This is a genomic window from Methanomassiliicoccales archaeon LGM-RCC1 (assembly GCA_030168575.1).
Taxonomy (GTDB): domain Archaea; phylum Thermoplasmatota; class Thermoplasmata; order Methanomassiliicoccales; family Methanomethylophilaceae; genus Methanoprimaticola.
Genome location: CP115555.1, coordinates 192,849 through 208,361, shown reverse-complemented (window position 1 = coordinate 208,361; position 15,513 = coordinate 192,849). Strand labels below are relative to the sequence as shown.

16 protein-coding genes are annotated in these 15,513 nt (G+C 55.2%); 2 read left to right on the top strand and 14 right to left on the bottom strand.

The genetic code is table 11. The features are described from left to right. Positions 1 to 54: 54 nt before the first annotated feature. Positions 55 to 3,921, bottom strand: coding sequence for an AAA domain-containing protein (locus tag PED39_00900; GenBank protein ID WII07781.1), 3,867 nt, complete (start codon positions 3,919 to 3,921; stop codon positions 55 to 57). A gap of 140 nt (positions 3,922 to 4,061) precedes the next feature. Between PED39_00900 and PED39_00895 the strand changes: the two genes are divergently transcribed. Then, on the top strand, positions 4,062 to 4,439 hold the full coding sequence (locus tag PED39_00895; protein WII07780.1) for a thioesterase family protein: 378 nt from the start codon (positions 4,062 to 4,064) through the stop codon (positions 4,437 to 4,439). Here PED39_00895 and PED39_00890 read toward each other — a convergent pair. Together PED39_00890 and PED39_00885 are read right to left on the bottom strand one after the other, a co-directional pair. Further along, a complete protein-coding gene (locus tag PED39_00890) occupies positions 4,426 to 5,820 on the bottom strand; it encodes an MFS transporter (GenBank protein WII07779.1) in 1,395 nt (464 codons plus the stop codon). The genes PED39_00895 and PED39_00890 overlap by 14 nt on opposite strands. Positions 5,821 to 5,853: 33 nt before the next feature. Continuing rightward, a complete protein-coding gene (locus tag PED39_00885; GenBank protein ID WII07778.1) occupies positions 5,854 to 7,113 on the bottom strand; it encodes a tripartite tricarboxylate transporter permease in 1,260 nt (419 codons plus the stop codon). Between the two features lie 123 nt (positions 7,114 to 7,236). Here PED39_00885 and PED39_00880 point away from each other — a divergent pair, with 123 nt between their 5' ends. Continuing rightward, positions 7,237 to 8,316: a tyrosine--tRNA ligase gene (locus PED39_00880; GenBank protein WII07777.1), complete on the top strand. Its 1,080-nt coding sequence runs from the start codon at positions 7,237 to 7,239 to the stop codon at positions 8,314 to 8,316. A 3-nt stretch (positions 8,317 to 8,319) separates the two neighbouring features. On the opposite strand, the gene PED39_00875 is transcribed toward PED39_00880, so the two are convergent. From PED39_00875 to PED39_00825, 11 genes are all read right to left on the bottom strand, one after another. Beyond that, positions 8,320 to 9,291: a DHH family phosphoesterase gene (locus PED39_00875; protein ID WII07776.1), complete on the bottom strand. Its 972-nt coding sequence runs from the start codon at positions 9,289 to 9,291 to the stop codon at positions 8,320 to 8,322. An 85-nt stretch (positions 9,292 to 9,376) separates the two neighbouring features. Further along, on the bottom strand, positions 9,377 to 10,771 hold the full coding sequence (locus PED39_00870; GenBank protein WII07775.1) for an ABC transporter permease: 1,395 nt from the start codon (positions 10,769 to 10,771) through the stop codon (positions 9,377 to 9,379). Then, positions 10,768 to 11,493 (bottom strand): ABC transporter ATP-binding protein, encoded by a 726-nt coding sequence (locus tag PED39_00865; protein ID WII07774.1) that lies wholly within the window; start codon positions 11,491 to 11,493, stop codon positions 10,768 to 10,770. The genes PED39_00870 and PED39_00865 overlap by 4 nt, the downstream gene beginning before the upstream one ends. Before the next feature lie 75 nt (positions 11,494 to 11,568). Then, the gene (locus PED39_00860) at positions 11,569 to 11,916 is read right to left on the bottom strand and encodes a prefoldin subunit beta (protein ID WII07773.1); all 348 of its coding nucleotides are present in this window, start codon (positions 11,914 to 11,916) and stop codon (positions 11,569 to 11,571) included. Beyond that, the gene (locus tag PED39_00855; protein ID WII07772.1) at positions 11,913 to 12,152 is read right to left on the bottom strand and encodes a KEOPS complex subunit Pcc1; all 240 of its coding nucleotides are present in this window, start codon (positions 12,150 to 12,152) and stop codon (positions 11,913 to 11,915) included. The genes PED39_00860 and PED39_00855 overlap by 4 nt, the downstream gene beginning before the upstream one ends. 1 nt (position 12,153) lies before the next feature. Next, positions 12,154 to 12,294 (bottom strand): DNA-directed RNA polymerase subunit P, encoded by a 141-nt coding sequence (locus PED39_00850; protein ID WII07771.1) that lies wholly within the window; start codon positions 12,292 to 12,294, stop codon positions 12,154 to 12,156. 22 nt (positions 12,295 to 12,316) lie between these two features. Further along, positions 12,317 to 12,568, bottom strand: coding sequence for a 50S ribosomal protein L37ae (locus PED39_00845; GenBank protein WII07770.1), 252 nt, complete (start codon positions 12,566 to 12,568; stop codon positions 12,317 to 12,319). Positions 12,569 to 12,573: 5 nt separating this feature from the next. Further along, a complete protein-coding gene (gene rrp42, locus PED39_00840; GenBank protein WII07769.1) occupies positions 12,574 to 13,344 on the bottom strand; it encodes an exosome complex protein Rrp42 in 771 nt (256 codons plus the stop codon). Beyond that, entirely contained in the window at positions 13,341 to 14,081 is a 741-nt protein-coding gene (rrp41, locus tag PED39_00835) for an exosome complex exonuclease Rrp41 (protein WII07768.1), read from the bottom strand. The genes rrp42 and rrp41 overlap by 4 nt, the downstream gene beginning before the upstream one ends. A 2-nt stretch (positions 14,082 to 14,083) precedes the next feature. After that, complete coding sequence (rrp4, locus tag PED39_00830) at positions 14,084 to 14,794, bottom strand: exosome complex RNA-binding protein Rrp4 (protein WII07767.1); 711 nt, start codon at positions 14,792 to 14,794, stop codon at positions 14,084 to 14,086. A gap of 19 nt (positions 14,795 to 14,813) precedes the next feature. Beyond that, positions 14,814 to 15,509 (bottom strand): ribosome assembly factor SBDS, encoded by a 696-nt coding sequence (locus PED39_00825; GenBank protein ID WII07766.1) that lies wholly within the window; start codon positions 15,507 to 15,509, stop codon positions 14,814 to 14,816. Positions 15,510 to 15,513 lie beyond the last annotated feature (4 nt).

Sequence of the window (15,513 nt, the reverse complement as noted above, 5' to 3'; positions counted from 1 at the left end):
TGCTTGGCGGATGCCCTGAATCCGGCATCGACGACCGCACCGATGAGCTCCTCATCAGATGCACCGTCGTGCTCCACGACGGCCCTCCCTGCCTTGAGGTTCACATCCACGCTCTTGACCTTGTCGAGTGCTGAAAGCTTCTCGTTGACCTTGGCAACGCAGCCCTCGCACATCATTCCTTCGATTTTCAATGTAGTCTTCATCTAAAACCCTCTCTATGGCATCGATTATGCCGGCGATCTCCTTGTCCGGATTCTTCCAGAATCCGGGAGTCCAGACCCTGTGGATCTTCCATCCCCTGGATTCCAGGTACTTCTGCCTGTGGTAGTCCCTCTCCCTGGTGGAGTCGGACATCTCGTAGAGGCGGCTGTCGCACTCGATACCGAGTATGTACCTGTCGTTCTGTTTGACGGCCAGGTCTATCTGGTATCCTCCGATACCGACGTTCCTCTCTACCGTGTAACCTTTCCTGAGCAATGCGTTGTAGACCTTGTCGGCTATGCGTCCGGAGTTGAACTCCTCGGGCTCGGACCAACGCTGGTCACCGAAGGAATGGAGGATCGCATCCGCCAGATCCCTGTTGCCGCTACTGATTGCATCAGCGTACTGGAGGTACTTCTTCAGCACGCGGGGACCATCGTTCTTGTTGTCCTCGACCTGGAGCTCCTTGGGCTCGAAGGACGATACGATGTAGATCTTCTTCTTCGCTCTCGAGATAGCGACGTTGAGACGGTTCTCACCGCCGCGGTTGTTCAGCCAACCGAACCTCTGCATGAGCTTACCGTCGGCGTTCTTCGCATATCCGATGGAGAAGATTATGATGTCACGCTCATCTCCCTGCACACTCTCGATGTTCTTGATGAACAGACCTACATCCTCACCGTTGTCGAACCTCTTCATCTCGTTCGTGACGGTCTTACCGAACGCTCCGTCCTTGGTGCACTCGTCATCGATCACATCGTTGATCAGATCCCTCTGGGATGCGTTGAATGTGATGATTCCGATGGTCTCGTCGTTCTTCCTCTCGTTGAATATGTGCTTCAGGAGCTCGACGACCTTGTTGGCCTCAGCTATGTTCGATTTGTTCTCCCACAGTCCGTCAACCCTGATGGTCTCAATGGGCGGCTTGGGAGGATCTATGACGTTGGGGGAGACATACAGCCTTCCTCCGTAGAACGCATAGTTGGAGAATGCGATGAGCTCCTCGTACTTCGACCTGTAATGGAAGTTCAGCAGGATGGAGTCGTACCTGGCCCTGGCAAGGTCCAGAAGGGACTCCTCTTCCAGCGCTGCGGATATGTCGTCGTCAAGGTCGTCCTCGTCGGAATCGTACTCGATCCTTCCGACTCCGAGGCTGGAGGGACGTAGCTGCTTGTGATCTCCGGCCACCACGACCTTCTTCGCACGGTAGATTGAGGGTATTCCCTTTTCCACGTACATCTGCGACGCCTCGTCGAAGATGAGCATATCGAACACACCCATCTCCAGCGGCAGTATCTCGGATACCACTTCAGGGGTCAGAAGCCATACGCGCACACCCTTGAAGAGCTCGTAGCCGTAGCGGTTGATGAACTTGTTGAGGTTCCATTTCCTCTTGGATTCGATGATCCTGTTGATGTCCCCGCGCCTCTTGGACTCGGAGATGTACCTGAGGTTGTTCTGGAGGATCTCCTCCACCTTGTCCTTGCACATCAGGCGCTTCTCCTCCATCTTCCTGTCCATGTCGCGGATGATGCTGTCGAAGTCCCATATCTGCTGCATGATGTCCTTGTGCTCGGCATCGAACTTCATCAGGTGCTCGTTCAGCAGCCAGCTGTATATCTTGTCGTTGCTGTCTGTGAACCTCATCTTAGTGGAATTGGAGATGGACAGTATATCCTCGCCGTAAAGCTTCTGATCGTCGTTCATTCTCTTGTAGACCGTGGACAGGGAAGCGAACTTCTCGTACTCGTCCAGTCCGTCGACGATCCTCCTGGGGTCGTCCATGAGATAGTTGAGCAGATGCTGGTTGTAGTTCTCGAAGTACTTCGAGGCCATGACAGTTGCCTCGCGGTTTACCTTGCCTTTGGAGAACAGCCTTCCCATGAATCCCTTGGAGTTGAAGTCCTTCATCTGCATTTCCAGATCCATGAGGTCTGCCTTCATCTCCCCGATGTTGTATTCGGACAGGTCGGTCCTCATCTGAGTGATCCAGGGCAGGGATGTTGACAGCGACATGTAGTCGCTGAAGTTCCTCATCAGCGCTTCGTTGCCGAATGTCTTGTGCAGCTCGGTCACGACCGGGTACTTCAGGCCCATGAGCTTGGGGTCGATATGGTCCTTCAGGACCTTGTACTCGCTGAACTGGCGTTCGTCCGCCAGATTGGTCTTCTCCATACCGTAGAGCTTGTAAGGTGCGATTCCGAAATCACCGGGAGTGTACATGGTGTCCGCTATGCGCGTGAGCATGTCCACATCGTCGTCGATGCTGTCCGATATCCTCTCGAGGTCGGTACCTCTCTTGGGAACTCCGGATGAGAGCATGACCTCCAGCTGTCTGTAGAACAGGTCCTTGTTTCCCACATCGTCGATCAGCAGGCAGTACTTGGACAGGTTTCCCAGACGTGAATAGACGACATCTAGCGCGGTCTTCTTCTCGGAGACCATCAGGACGGTCTTTCCTTTCACCACGGCAGATGTGATCAGTCCGGTGATGACCTGCGACTTACCAGTTCCCGGGGGTCCCTGGACGACGATCTCGTCATCAGCATCGATCGCGGTGAGGATGTTCTCCTGAGCGCTGTTTAGCGAATTGATGTAGAACAGGTTCTTCTCCGATGCCTGGATCCCCTTCTTCTTGATCTCGTCGAATGACAGCGGGTCGGGCTTGTCCGACAGGAAATCGGTCTTGTCCAGGTTCTCGACCAGATCCATCAGGATACCGTTGATCTCCTTGCCGGAGAGAATGGCATCGAAGTCCCTTTGGATAGAACTCGAGTATGTGGGGTACTTACCTACCACGATGTTGGGCACCAGTTCCATGTCCCCTGGCAGGTAGTCGGGGAACTCCCCGGCCTTGTAGTCGATGAACTCCATCGGCTCGGCGTTCTCGCACTTGATCTCGATGCCGTTCATCTTGAAGAAGTGGAGCGAGTCCTCGATGAATGTGTCCCCGTTGTATTCCTCCAGGATGTTGTTGGGGAGGGGCTTGTTCTGGCCTGTGGCCTTGATGTACGCCAGGATGAGCGTGTTGTTGTACATCGCATCGCGGGATGTATCGAATGTGAGCGTGATGGAACGGGCATCCTTCTCCAGTGTGACAGGGAAGAGCGCCATGGGTGCACGGATGTCGAAGTCGCCGTCGGGCATCTTACCCTGGACGAACGGGTATCCGATGTAGAGATCGTACTGTCCCTTCTCCCTCATCTCCCTGTTGACCTCACGGATGACCTGGTTGAGGTGCTTGTAGACCTTCTCATCCTCCTTGCTGTTGGTGATGTCGCAGAGCTTCAGCACCCTCTTCTTTCCGAACAGCAGACCGAGAACATCCTGGTCCGGGAGAGTCATGAGATCGAAGGTGTTCTTGACCGAGATCTTTCCCTGGTAGAGCAGACGGTTGCTCCTGCTTATGTTGATGAGCTTCTTCTCCAATTCCCTGAGGGTCTTGGCCGTGTCCGTTGCCAGATCGGATCCCTTGGCAGCCGTGACAGCGTACTTCCTGGTGATGGCCAGGAACCTTTCGCCGTATACCTCGATGAACCTCTGGCCCACTCCCACGATGGCTACGAAATCCTCTATCTTCGTGGGTACGCGGTGCGCCATCTCCATGAGTGCCTCATCGGGACAGACGTTCGGGATCCTTCCCGTTGCCATTCTGCCCTCTTCCCTGAGGCGCTCCCTCAGTTGGTACAGTTCGTCGTACAGCTGCTCTTCCAATCCCATAGAGGGCATATTATTTTCATTGTAGTAAAACAATGTCGCTTGGACAGGAAAATCTACCTTGATTTTTTTGTAAGGATGTTCAGCAGCGGACCTCTGCATCCAACTAAATATGCCGATTCCATCATCCACGTATGCTGAGCATGGGAATCAAGGGTGCGCAATCGGTCGAGGTCACCGAGGACAACACAGCCATTTCTTTGGGTAGCGGGGACCTTCCCGTTTTCGCCACACCGGCCATGATCGCATTGATCGAGAAGACAGCTTCGCTCAGCGTCGCACCGTATCTCGATATCGGCACATCGACAGTAGGCACCCATCTGGATGTGGCCCATTCTTCGGCGACACCGGTAGGGATGACCGTTGTCTGCGAGACAGAGCTCACGGAGATCGACAGGAGGAGACTGGTCTTCTCCGTCCGTGTGTACGATTCCAAAGGCGAGGTCGGATCCGGAACCCATGAGAGGTTCATCGTAGATTCTGGGAAGTTCATGCAGAAGGCGGAGCTCAAGCGCTCTTGACCTTCCTCTCGTCGATTATTATCGCAGTGATTATCGCCACTACCGATAGGATTATTCCGACGTACATGCAGAGCATGTAACCGTCCATGAAATCCTCGGGAGATATGAGGTCGACCGGAACCCCGATCGAACCTGAACCGTAGCTGACCATGGTCGCGAACAGTGCGGTACCGAACGACCCTCCCACGTAGTACAGGAAGTTCGATATGGTCGAGGCCATGCCCTTCTCCTTCTCCGGGGACAGATCGACTATGCGGCTTGCAAGAGATGCCCCGCATGATCCCCAGAATATTCCGCAGAGGAGCCCTATGGGGATGAAAGGCAGCCACCCCATATCTGGTCTGATCAGTGCATAGCCTACAGCCGATGCCAGCATGCTGACCGTGCATATTATCGACAGGTTGCGCCTGCCGTGGGTGTCTCCGTAATGTCCAGCAGGGATGCTGATGATGATCGTGAAGATGCTGGGGATCAGTACGATGAATCCCGCCAACGTGTAGCTCATCTCCAGCTCTTTGATGAGGTAGAACGGGATCAGATAGGCGATTCCGACGTATGCGATGCTGGTCAGGAAGTAGGTCAGCATTGCCGAGTCCAATCTCCAGTCGCGGAACATGCTGACGTTGAGCATTGGGTAGGCAGCCTTCTTCTCCGCACGGACGAACAGTACAAGGGAGACGATCGCAATCACGCCCAGCACCATGCAGATAGTCGCCTGTCCGTCCTTCGCGAACATCTCCACGATATAGACTGCGCAGACTATGGCGACGAAGAGCAGCGCACATCCGGTCAGGTCGAGCTTCGCACCTTTGACCGGGGTCTCATCGGGCAGTGCGCGGAATGCGAAGAGGATAGCGAATATCCCTATTGGGATGTTGATGAAGAATGCCCAGTGCCAGGATAGCACATCGATGAGCACTCCCCCTACCGCGGGACCGGAGCAGAAGCCCACAGCTCCCGACAGCATCAGAACGCTCATTCCGAGCCCTAGTTTGGTAGGCGGAAGGAACTTCACGCATACCATCGGGGCGACAGCTCCGAGCATAGCGGCTGCTATGCCCTGAACGGTCCTTGCGAATATGAGGATCTCGAGATTCCATGACAGTCCGCATAATAGCGAAGAAGCCGCGAACAATCCGAATCCTATGATGAATATCCTCCTGATGTGCCCCATGTCGGCGATCCTGCCGAAGGTGAGCATCATACCGGCGATCATCATGAAGTATGTGACCGCCACCCAGGCAACTGCGTTGGCATCGGCTCCGAAGGATTCCGCTATGGAAGGAAGGGCGATGTTGACGATACTGCTGTCCAGACCGTCCATGAAGACCGCAAAGGCCATCGCAAGGAGCGCCAACAGCTCTGCTCTGGTAAGGTTCACGTTCCTGTTCTATCAATTGGATGTATATCAACATTACATGATTAGCGACGGAAGTATCAGACAGCCGCAGAGGACGGTCTTACCCATGTCGTTTGACACAGGGATGAAACCGATGGCCAGTGCCACCCCCAAAACCACCAGTCCCCAGAATCCGGTGGATAAGGTTGTCATCCCAACGAGGAATGCGATGACCAGTTTGTTGATTCTTGTCATGTCCATCCTTTCCAAAAAGGAGGTCATGGCCCTTCCGCTCATGATTGTTAGATGATATCCGACAAGGGATGCTATCGCAGCAGATACCAGCATCATGACAAGCGGTTCAGAGGCGAACCCTCCGATGGAATCTCCGAGGATGGTCCCTATCACGATTACCGTCCCGGAACGACCGCCCCCGGTCACTGACAGGGTCACGAGGGACAGGACCGTGGTCACAGTACCTATCGAGGCTACAGTGGATATGAATCTCTCCGGCGTCCTATCCGGCATGAGCGTTGCGGACACTGTGGCCCCCACGGTGGATGTGATGCCGGGGAACCAGCCGGCTATCGCCCCCATTATCACTCCCTTGAGTCCGGGAATAACTCCTACGGGATCTTTTCCAGCATCCTTTTGCGCAGGTATCCTGCCACCGGTATCCGCTTCCAGCATGACAGGCAATCCGAATAATCCTGTCAGCATGGGCATCAGCAGGGTCCCCTCTCCCAGCAGACCAGTGCATGGTATCGGCAGCTCCATGACGGCATAACCTAGGATCCCGGATAGCACGAAAGCAGCCGTGCCGTAGAAAGCATGCCCTTTCCTCCATTCGTTCAGCAGCAGGATCCCCGATACGAAGATCAGGACGCTCTTAGTCATTCCGTTCAATAGATCGGAACCGCCCATTGACATCACAGCCTGCAGAGGTATCGCAAGCAGCACGGCAGAAGAACATCCGATCAGGCTTCCGATGGCGGCCGCACGGACCGCCCTCATGCCTTCCCCGGCAAGCAGCAGACGATGTCCAGGCAACACGGATATGGCATCTTCTGCATCGGGAGCGCCTATGTACACGGATGGGACGAAGTCCACATAAGAATGGACCACCGACGCCGACATTATGGTGCTGCAGATCGCAACGGGAACGTACTCGCTAGATATGATGCCGGAGAGTGTTTCCTGCAAAGGAGGTAGTGAGATAAGGAGTATCGTTGCGAGCGTGTTCACATGGATCCCGGGAACGAGTCCCGAGAAGAGTCCCATGGTGCATCCTATCAGGGAGAATACCGCTACGATCAATATCAGCGTCGGGTCCACGGGTTCATGGACTTTGATGAGTGGAATATAAAGACACTATGTAGCGGTCATGCTGACTGATTCGGTACACACTGTGTCCCGCCAACGCTTAATATAAGCGGACCGTTGCCACCTTTGATATTCATGAATGTAGACGAAAGGCTGGCCTTGGTGACAAGGAACACCGAAGAGCTCGTGACCGAAGAGGAACTCCGTGCTCTCCTCACGGAGAAAGAGGAGCCCACGGCCTATATCGGATTCGAACCTTCAGGAACGGTCCACTTAGGCTGGGTTCTCGTCGCGCAGAAGATCAGGGATCTCTGCGACGCAGGTTTCAAGGTCACCATCTTCTGGGCAGATTGGCATGCGTACATCAATGACAAGCTCGGCGGAGACATCGAGAACATCAGGACCTGCGCCAGATACATGCAGGACTGTTTCATCGCGCTCGGTGTCCCCAAGGACAAGGTCGAATTCAAGTACGCCAGCGACCTGTGCTCGGAGATCGAGTACTGGGAGAAGGTCATCAAGGTCGCGAAGGTCACATCGCTCTCAAGGGTCAAGAGGGCCATGACGATCATGGGAAGGTCCGAGGACGAGGCAGAGGTCGACGCATCCAAGGTGCTGTACCCCATCCTCCAGGCCACAGACATATTCTTCCTGAACTGCGACGTCGCTTACGCCGGTATCGACCAGAGGAGGGCTCACATGCTCGCCAGGGATGCCGCCGATAAGCTCGGATGGAAGAAGCCCGTAGCATTGCACACACCGCTGCTCCCCGGACTCAAGGGAGGCAACAGGATGGATCCCATCGAGAACAAGATGTCCAAGTCCAAGCCCGAGGGCAACATCACGATCCACGACAACAGGGACGACATTGCGAAGAAGATGAAGAAGGCGTACTGCCCCATGGACAAGCTCGACGCTGAGGGCAACGAGGAGGTCAACCCCGTCCTCATGCTGTGCAAGTACATCATCATCCCCAGGAACGGATCCCTGTTCGTTGACCGCCCCGAGCAGTACGGCGGACCCGTCACATACAACTCCTACGAGGAGCTGGAGCAGGCATACTTCGACAAGAAGCTCTCGCCCTTCGACCTCAAGACCGGAGTAACCGACGGAATGGCCAAGACTCTGGAGCCTGTAGCGGAATACTTTGCAGCACACCCTGAGAACCGTGAGGCACTCGCCAAGGTCCTCGAGGGACTCACCAAACTCAGGTGAGGATCACAACTCTTTCTCAAGGAGGTCTTTGGTCTTCAAATCCCTGAAGACCTCCATTGTTCTTTTCATACAGATGAACAGCATGGCCTCGACATCCCCGATCCCGGAGAGTCCTGCCGCTCCGCCGTGTCCCCCGCCGTCGGTGACCGGCTCCTTGCCGATACCCTGAACGATCTCCCCGAGGTGCAGTCCCTTGCGGACGACCTCCTGGGTAGCTCTGGAGCTTATCCTGAAGGTATCATCCCTCTGAGATCCGACGAAGACCACATCCGCCCCGGCGTTCATGATCGCCCTGCAGGATGATGCCTCGAAGCTCCCTCCGTACGCGGTGGCGACGATGTAGTTCCCTACACGGTCGAACTTGGTCCTTTCGATGGCCTTGAGCATGGCGATCTTCTCGGACATGCTGACCGGAGCCACTGTGAAGTTGTAGGCCTCGTCCATGTCGATGTTGCAGCGCCTCATGAGGTCCGCAAAGGCCTCCAAGAGCCCCGGTTTGGCGAATTGGAAATGTCCGCTGTCCGTTATCATTCCGCCGATCAGCATGAGGGCCATGTCACGGTCTATCGGGGTGTTGCTCTCATCGAGGATCTCTTTGATTATCTCGCAGCAGGACGTCCTCTTGTCATCGCAGTAGAAGTTGTACCCGTCCCATTTCCCGGTGGGGACGTGGTGATCTATGATGATGGCATCCTTGGGGATCTCAACCTCGGTCTCAAGCTGTTCCGGGGACGAGGTATCGACGATGACGACCTGATCGTATCTCGATATGTCGCAAGATTCCAGAATGGGCACGTCCATCTTCTCGACGACAAGCCTACTGATCCTGTCGATGCCGTTACCGGCGAAGATGTCCGCCTCGGGGAAAGCCCTCTTCAGAGCATAAGCGGAGCCTATAGCATCCATATCCGCATTGCCGTGGACCAGGATGACCTTCCTCTTCCCTTTGAGCTTGTCCGCGATATCCCCGAACATGCGTGGGCATACAGATAGCAGATAAAAAACTGGGGGATTATCAGAAGAGGGGCCGACCGATGGCCTCGGTCGGCCCGTTATAGGTTCAGCGCTTCGAAGGGCGCTTGTTGCGTCCGGTTAGCTTTTCCACGTACTTGTTCTGCCCGAGTCCTGTGATGAGGATATCGGACTTGTACAGCCTGACGGTGATGAATATCGACACCAATGCGAACACCGCCATGTAAACCAGACCTGCCAGCACCAACGTCATGTCACCGTTGAGCAGTGCCTCCGGAGCCATCATGGGGTGGCTGAAAGGTATGACGAACAGCACAGCTTTGATGATGATGTTGGAGCCGTACCATCCTGAGAACATCGTGATGAACATGGGGATGATGGCAAGGATGCTAAGAGGCATGGTCATCGTCTGCGCCGATTTGTAGTTCTTCGCAAACGCTCCGAGGATCATGCATATTCCCAATGCGCATGCGATCGAGAGGAACATGGACAGTCCTATCAGCGCATAATCGGTGAGTCCGAGCGCCAGACCGAACGACCCTATGTCTATTCCGCTGCCGCCCACGGCCATCGCTGTGACCGAACCGATGTAAAGCCCCATGCCGACCATGTAGGCCAATCCGAATATCAGTCCGACAGCCGCTGCTGCGATGATCTTACCGGTGACTATGGTGGTCCTGCTGATCGGCAGGGTCAGCAGCGTCTCCAGAGTCTTGTTCTCCTTCTCGGATCCCATGGAGCTTATGACGATGCTTCCCACCATCATGATGATGATCATGATGATCATCGGGATGAACATGGTCTGACCTGTCAACGCCTCGCTGATGTCGGAGGGAGTGACGTCCTCGTAAGGCTCTCCGTTGATGTAGGTGACGGTATGCGATCCGTTCACAGGGGTCTTCAGGAAGTTGATGAATCCTGCATCCTCTCCGAGCATGAGGAAGGACGAGAGGCTGCTGTTCATGTATTGGACGATGTACGACGTGGTGGTCGAGGACACGGTACCTCCGATCATTCCCGAGGGCTGGTAGAGGTAGTACTGGTAGATGTCTCCCTTCTCGTAGGGTCCTCCCTCGCCGGATGTGGCCGCATCCATGCTGTCCTCTATGTTCTTCTTGAAATCATCACCAAGGACCAGGACCACTGAGGCTCCTGTGGATTCCATCTGTTCTAGGATGTTGCCCTTATCCATCTTGATGACGAAGTCCTCGACGTTAGATGGGGTGATCCTCTTATCGCCGCTGCTGAGGTAGAAGCTGATCAGAAAATCGTATGCATCCCATGAGCCGTATTCCGTCTCGATGTACTGGTCCTCGTAGTTCGCTATGCCTATGGTGGGCAGCACGGCGCTCTTCTGCACCTCTTCACCTATGAGTCCGCCCAGTCCTGCGAAGAGGACCATCATGATGATCACGGAAGCCACGGATCCGGGCGTGAGGAGTTCCTTGACCTCTTTCCTTACAATGTTGGATAGGTCGCTCATGCTCCTTTCACCGCCGCTACGAACACCTCTTCGAGGTTGTCCTTTCCGTATTTCTGCTTGAGCTCTTCAGGGGTTCCGACCTCGATCAGGTTCCCCTGATCGATCATACCAACCCTGTCGCACAGCATGTCAACTTCGAACATGTTGTGAGATGACATGATGATGGTCACACCGCTCTTGGAGATCTTCCTTATGACCTCCCTGATCTCGTAGGCGTTGATGACATCCAGTCCGGATGTCACCTCGTCCAATATGGCGAGCCTGGGGGATGTCATGATCGCCCTAGCGATGAGGAGTCTGCGCATCATTCCCTTGCTGTAGGTGTCGATCCTGTAGTCGATCTTGTCACCGAGATCGGCGAGGGCGATGCCCTTCTCCACCATCTCGTCCCTCTCCTTTCCGGAGACGAAGAATTCCGCTATGAACGTGAGGTATCTCCTGCCGGTCATGTCCTTGTACGCCCCGGCGTCCTCGGGCAAGTAGCTGATGAGCTCCCTGACGTCGTCGGACTCCTTGGTGACGTCTTTTCCATAGACCTGGATTGTCCCGGAGGTGATCTTGAGGATGGTTGATATCATCCTGAGGATGGTGGTCTTACCGGCACCGTTGTGGCCGATCAGACCGAACACCTCTCCTTCCTTAACCGTCAGCGAGACGCCGTGCACGGCTTCCCTCTGACCATACGTCTTACGGACATCCGTAAGGACGAGTGCATCTGTCATGCACGAATAATTATAGTGATGTTATAAGAAAAATATCCCGGAATGATCGATTCCGGGATGAAATTGTTATCGGGTTTACTCTTGGGCGGTTCCCATGGCCTTGTTGATGGCCTCCTGCAGCGAGGTGTACTTCTCCTTGAGAGAGGTCTCCTGGCGCTCCAGGGATCCGATCCTGACCTCGAGAGTCTCGATGGACTCGTCGAGCTCGGATTTGAGGGACTCCACGTCGTCGACCTTGATCATGAAGGCACCGGAGGTCCTGTAGACCGTTCCCGTGGACTTCTCCAGTTCGTCCTTGGTCTTCACGAGCTCGCGCCTGTTGGCATCCATCTGCATCTTCTGCGATGTGACCGCCTGGAGTTGCTGCTGCACCTGCTGGAACTGGGTGATCTGGTTCTGAAGCTGTGGGCTTATTCCGTTCATTGGTTCACCTTTGTCAGATTTCCTATGTCTTCTATCACGCGTACGCACTCGAGATACGAGTTGACCGCCGCCCTCATGGCTGTGGTGTCCGTGGCCCTGATGTGTATCAGGGCCTCGTCACCCTTCAGTTCCACTTCGGTCTCCGTGCGGGGGAGTTCCCTCCCTGCCTCGGGGGAGATCGTGGGGACTGTGACCGACGCTATTCCGCCGGTCAGCCTGAGATCGGCCTCGATCATCTCAATCGGTGCTGTAGACCTTCTTGTCGACAGGCCTGTCCTTCAAGAAGATCTGGTATCCGCACTTCTCGCACTGGAGTCCGAGGGAGTTGACGTTCTGGGGCTCGTTACACTTAGCACATCTGTATTCGCCTGCGCTCATTGTAATCACCGTTCAGATCGTCTCACTGCTCTGAGACCTGCGAGATGTCCTTCTTTGTGTCGGGGCTGTATGCTGCGGCTGCGAACTTTGTCTCGCAGCGGCTGCAGTACCAAATACCGGAGCTGACCCTCTTCACGTTCATGTGGTGGCAGACGGGGCACTCGTGCTTTCCCTTCTGCTGGGCCTCGATGGTCTTGATCCTGTTGCGTACGATAACTCCGTACCTTGCTCCGAACCTTCCGGAACTTCCTGCCTTCTCTGTTCTCTTTGACATAGGTTTCACCCGATGAGTTTCCTGATCTCAGCACCCTTCTCAACAGCCCTGTCGAGACAGAGGCTGAGTTCGTCGAGTGTGATCGATCCGCATCCGCCTTTCTGCATGGCTCTGAAGTTGCCGATGTCGTCGGTCGTAACCGTCAGACGGGCGGTTGAAATCTGCTCTTCGTCGAAATTAGGGTCTACTATTAAAGTATTACCTATTTTGACCTCAGTGATGGATATGGGGGTGCATGTGATGGGCAGGGGCTTGTTCTCTCCCTTTCCGTACTGCTCTCCCGGGATGGTAGCCGACTTGAGTGCGCATACCGCAGCCAGGTTGGCAGCGTCGAACAGGTTGCCGTCATAGTCGAGGGCGTATATGTCGACGAAGCACATCCAGACCTCTTCTCCGGGTACGATGCACAGTGCCTCGACATCGACCATGCCTGACTCACGGATACCGCGGTCGACGACACGGGCGAGCTCGATCGCATCCTCTCCGGGCGGTCCGGACTCGAATGTGGGGTGTGCCATGGGGATAAGCTCGGCACCGGTCGTGAGCACTCCGATGTTGGGGGTGTCAGGGAACGGTGTTCCGGGGATGATCTTGACTCCGGCGATGACCTCGGTCTTTCCCATCTTGATCCTTGCGGATCCGTCTGCGCTCTCGATGACATCGGTGACGATGCTGATGTCACGGACGTCGGTGACTCCGCGTCCGTCCAGCCTCTTGCCGTCGGCGATGAGCTTCATCATGTGGTCGCGCTTGATCTCGGACATCATCTCGGTCATTCGGATGCCTCCTCTGCGTTCTTGGAGTAGCGTCTCTTCAGTGCGTCCACCTGGAGCTCGTGGAGCTCGTGGCAGCCTGCTACGGCCATCTTGATTCCGTGGTCGAACTCCTCGCGTGTCATGTTTCCGTCCATCTGCAGGAGAACGATCTCGTCAGTGGAGGGGATGATCGCGATGGGCACATCCGCCTGTCCGTAGTTGTCCTCCTCCTTGTTGAGGTCCAGGAGGACGTGTCCGTCAGCCTTTCCGCATGCCAGTGCAGGGACGATGTCCCTCATGGGGATACCTGCGTCAGCGAGTGCGACGGATGCCGCTGTGAGTCCTGCGCACCTTGTTCCTGCGTTAGCCTGCAGGATCTCGATGAAGACATCGATGGATGCACGGGGGTAGAGCTCTGTGAGGACGACCTTCTCCAGTGCCTCGGAGATGATCTTGGAAATCTCGATGGACCTTCTGTCCGGTCCGGGCCTCTTCCTGTCGCTGACAGAGAAGGACTGCATGTTGTACTTGCACTGCACGATGGCCTTCGTAGGGTCCTGCAGGTGCCTGGGGTGGCATTCCCTGGGTCCGTAGACCGCTGCAAGGACCTTGTTCTTTCCAATCTCCACGTATGCGGACCCGTCCGCATTGTTGAGGACTCCTGCCTCAATCTTGAAGGGCCTGTGCTGGTCGGCGGTCCTTCCGTCGATCCTGAGGCCGTTATCGTCAACTAATACCATATCTGTGTGTCCGCTCATGGTCACTCATCCCCCTCATCATATTCCTCGTCCTGAGGGATCTTCTTCTCGATAAATTCTTTAATCCTGTCAGTCAGGTTGCTGCTCTGGGCGAGGTCCTCGATCATCTTGATCGCCTCGACTGCCACGTCAGCTTCCTCATCCTCGCCGTCCACCCATATCCATCCGTTCTGTCCGACGGTGATACGGCAGTCGGTCATGTTCTTCAGCATGGAGATCATAGATCCGCTCTTGCCGATGACCCTGGAGACCTTGGTGTGGGAGATCTTCACGAGCCTTCCGCCCTCGATCTTCCTCAGTCCCGAATCCTTCATCGTGACGGAGATCTTCTTACTCTCGTCCACTGCGAGCACCTTCAGGAGCACAACGTTCCCGATGGTCAGGAACCTGGATGTGTCTCCGAACTCGACCTTCCAGGGTACTTCGCTCACATGCAGCGGTGCAGGGTAAGGTGCACCGATATCCACCAACCAGTTGGAGGGTCCGATGTCCACGATGACTCCGAAGACGGTGTCGCCGGATGTGGGCATGTATCCTCCCCTGAGGGGAATGACTCCGACAGTGTTCTGGAAGACATTCCTTACTCCCATAACGCTGGCGCGAACCTTGCCGTCCAGCACGTATGCGTTCTCTCCGGGCCTCATCCCCGTTCCGTCGAGGATGTCACCGGGCACGACGATCTGACGTGTCTGTCTGGCGTTTCTTTTTTCCATTTTATCACTCTCGCGAATGTCAATTAATCAATTTCACGGATGCAGAGCCCTTCGTCTTGTGCTTGAGCTTGTCCGTGATCTCTGTTATCAGGCCTGCAGGTATCTCCATGACGCCTATCCATGAACCGTCAGCGGTCCATTCTTCCTTCTCGACGATACCGTAGCTGATGATGTCATCGAAGCAGCGTCCGTAATCGGCACCGTCCAGTTTGATGGCGATATGGGATTTCTCGAACCTTATGGGAAGGAGAGGTCTGAGGAGTTTCATAGCCTCGTCGATCTCCTTGTCCAGCGGTTTGAAGGGGTCCACGTGGAACTTGGCCTCCTCCAGCGCCAGCTGTATCCTCAACGGTGGGTGGGGAGTCTTTGTCTGCGGGTTGATCGCATTTGCGGCGATGTAGGTGATTATCTGTTGCTTCTTGGCCTCCAGCATCTCCTTGCGCTGTTCGGCCGTGATTTGAATCTCACCCTTCTCGACGATCTTGCTCGCGATCTCCGCGACGTCCTCTGTCCCGAAGGCCTCCTTCAGTTTGTCCTCTGCCTGCTTGGTCCCCTTGCTTGCGTTCTTGAAGACCTCCTCCACTGCCATGTAGTCGACGATGTCGAAGGACTTTCCCTGTTTGATCAGGTCGAATACCTTGGGGTCCAGGAGGATCTCGAATGTCTCTCCGTGACTCTCAAGCTTCGCTGTGATCGCGTCATCAAGGCTGACCATGTTC

Bases quoted from the DNA above. Each gene is read 5' to 3' on its own strand.
- PED39_00900 (WII07781.1), bottom strand. From the start codon at position 3,921: ATGGGATTGGAAGAGCAGCTGTACGACGAACTGTACCAACTGAGGGAG.
- PED39_00895 (WII07780.1), top strand. From the start codon at position 4,062: ATGGGAATCAAGGGTGCGCAATCGGTCGAGGTCACCGAGGACAACACA.
- PED39_00880 (WII07777.1), top strand. From the start codon at position 7,237: ATGAATGTAGACGAAAGGCTGGCCTTGGTGACAAGGAACACCGAAGAG.
- PED39_00875 (WII07776.1), bottom strand. From the start codon at position 9,291: ATGTTCGGGGATATCGCGGACAAGCTCAAAGGGAAGAGGAAGGTCATC.
- PED39_00870 (WII07775.1), bottom strand. From the start codon at position 10,771: ATGAGCGACCTATCCAACATTGTAAGGAAAGAGGTCAAGGAACTCCTC.
- PED39_00865 (WII07774.1), bottom strand. From the start codon at position 11,493: ATGACAGATGCACTCGTCCTTACGGATGTCCGTAAGACGTATGGTCAG.
- PED39_00860 (WII07773.1), bottom strand. From the start codon at position 11,916: ATGAACGGAATAAGCCCACAGCTTCAGAACCAGATCACCCAGTTCCAG.
- PED39_00855 (WII07772.1), bottom strand. From the start codon at position 12,152: ATGATCGAGGCCGATCTCAGGCTGACCGGCGGAATAGCGTCGGTCACA.
- PED39_00850 (WII07771.1), bottom strand. From the start codon at position 12,294: ATGAGCGCAGGCGAATACAGATGTGCTAAGTGTAACGAGCCCCAGAAC.
- PED39_00845 (WII07770.1), bottom strand. From the start codon at position 12,568: ATGTCAAAGAGAACAGAGAAGGCAGGAAGTTCCGGAAGGTTCGGAGCA.
- rrp42 (WII07769.1), bottom strand. From the start codon at position 13,344: ATGACCGAGATGATGTCCGAGATCAAGCGCGACCACATGATGAAGCTC.
- rrp41 (WII07768.1), bottom strand. From the start codon at position 14,081: ATGAGCGGACACACAGATATGGTATTAGTTGACGATAACGGCCTCAGG.
- rrp4 (WII07767.1), bottom strand. From the start codon at position 14,794: ATGGAAAAAAGAAACGCCAGACAGACACGTCAGATCGTCGTGCCCGGT.
- PED39_00825 (WII07766.1), bottom strand. From the start codon at position 15,509: ATGGTCAGCCTTGATGACGCGATCACAGCGAAGCTTGAGAGTCACGGA.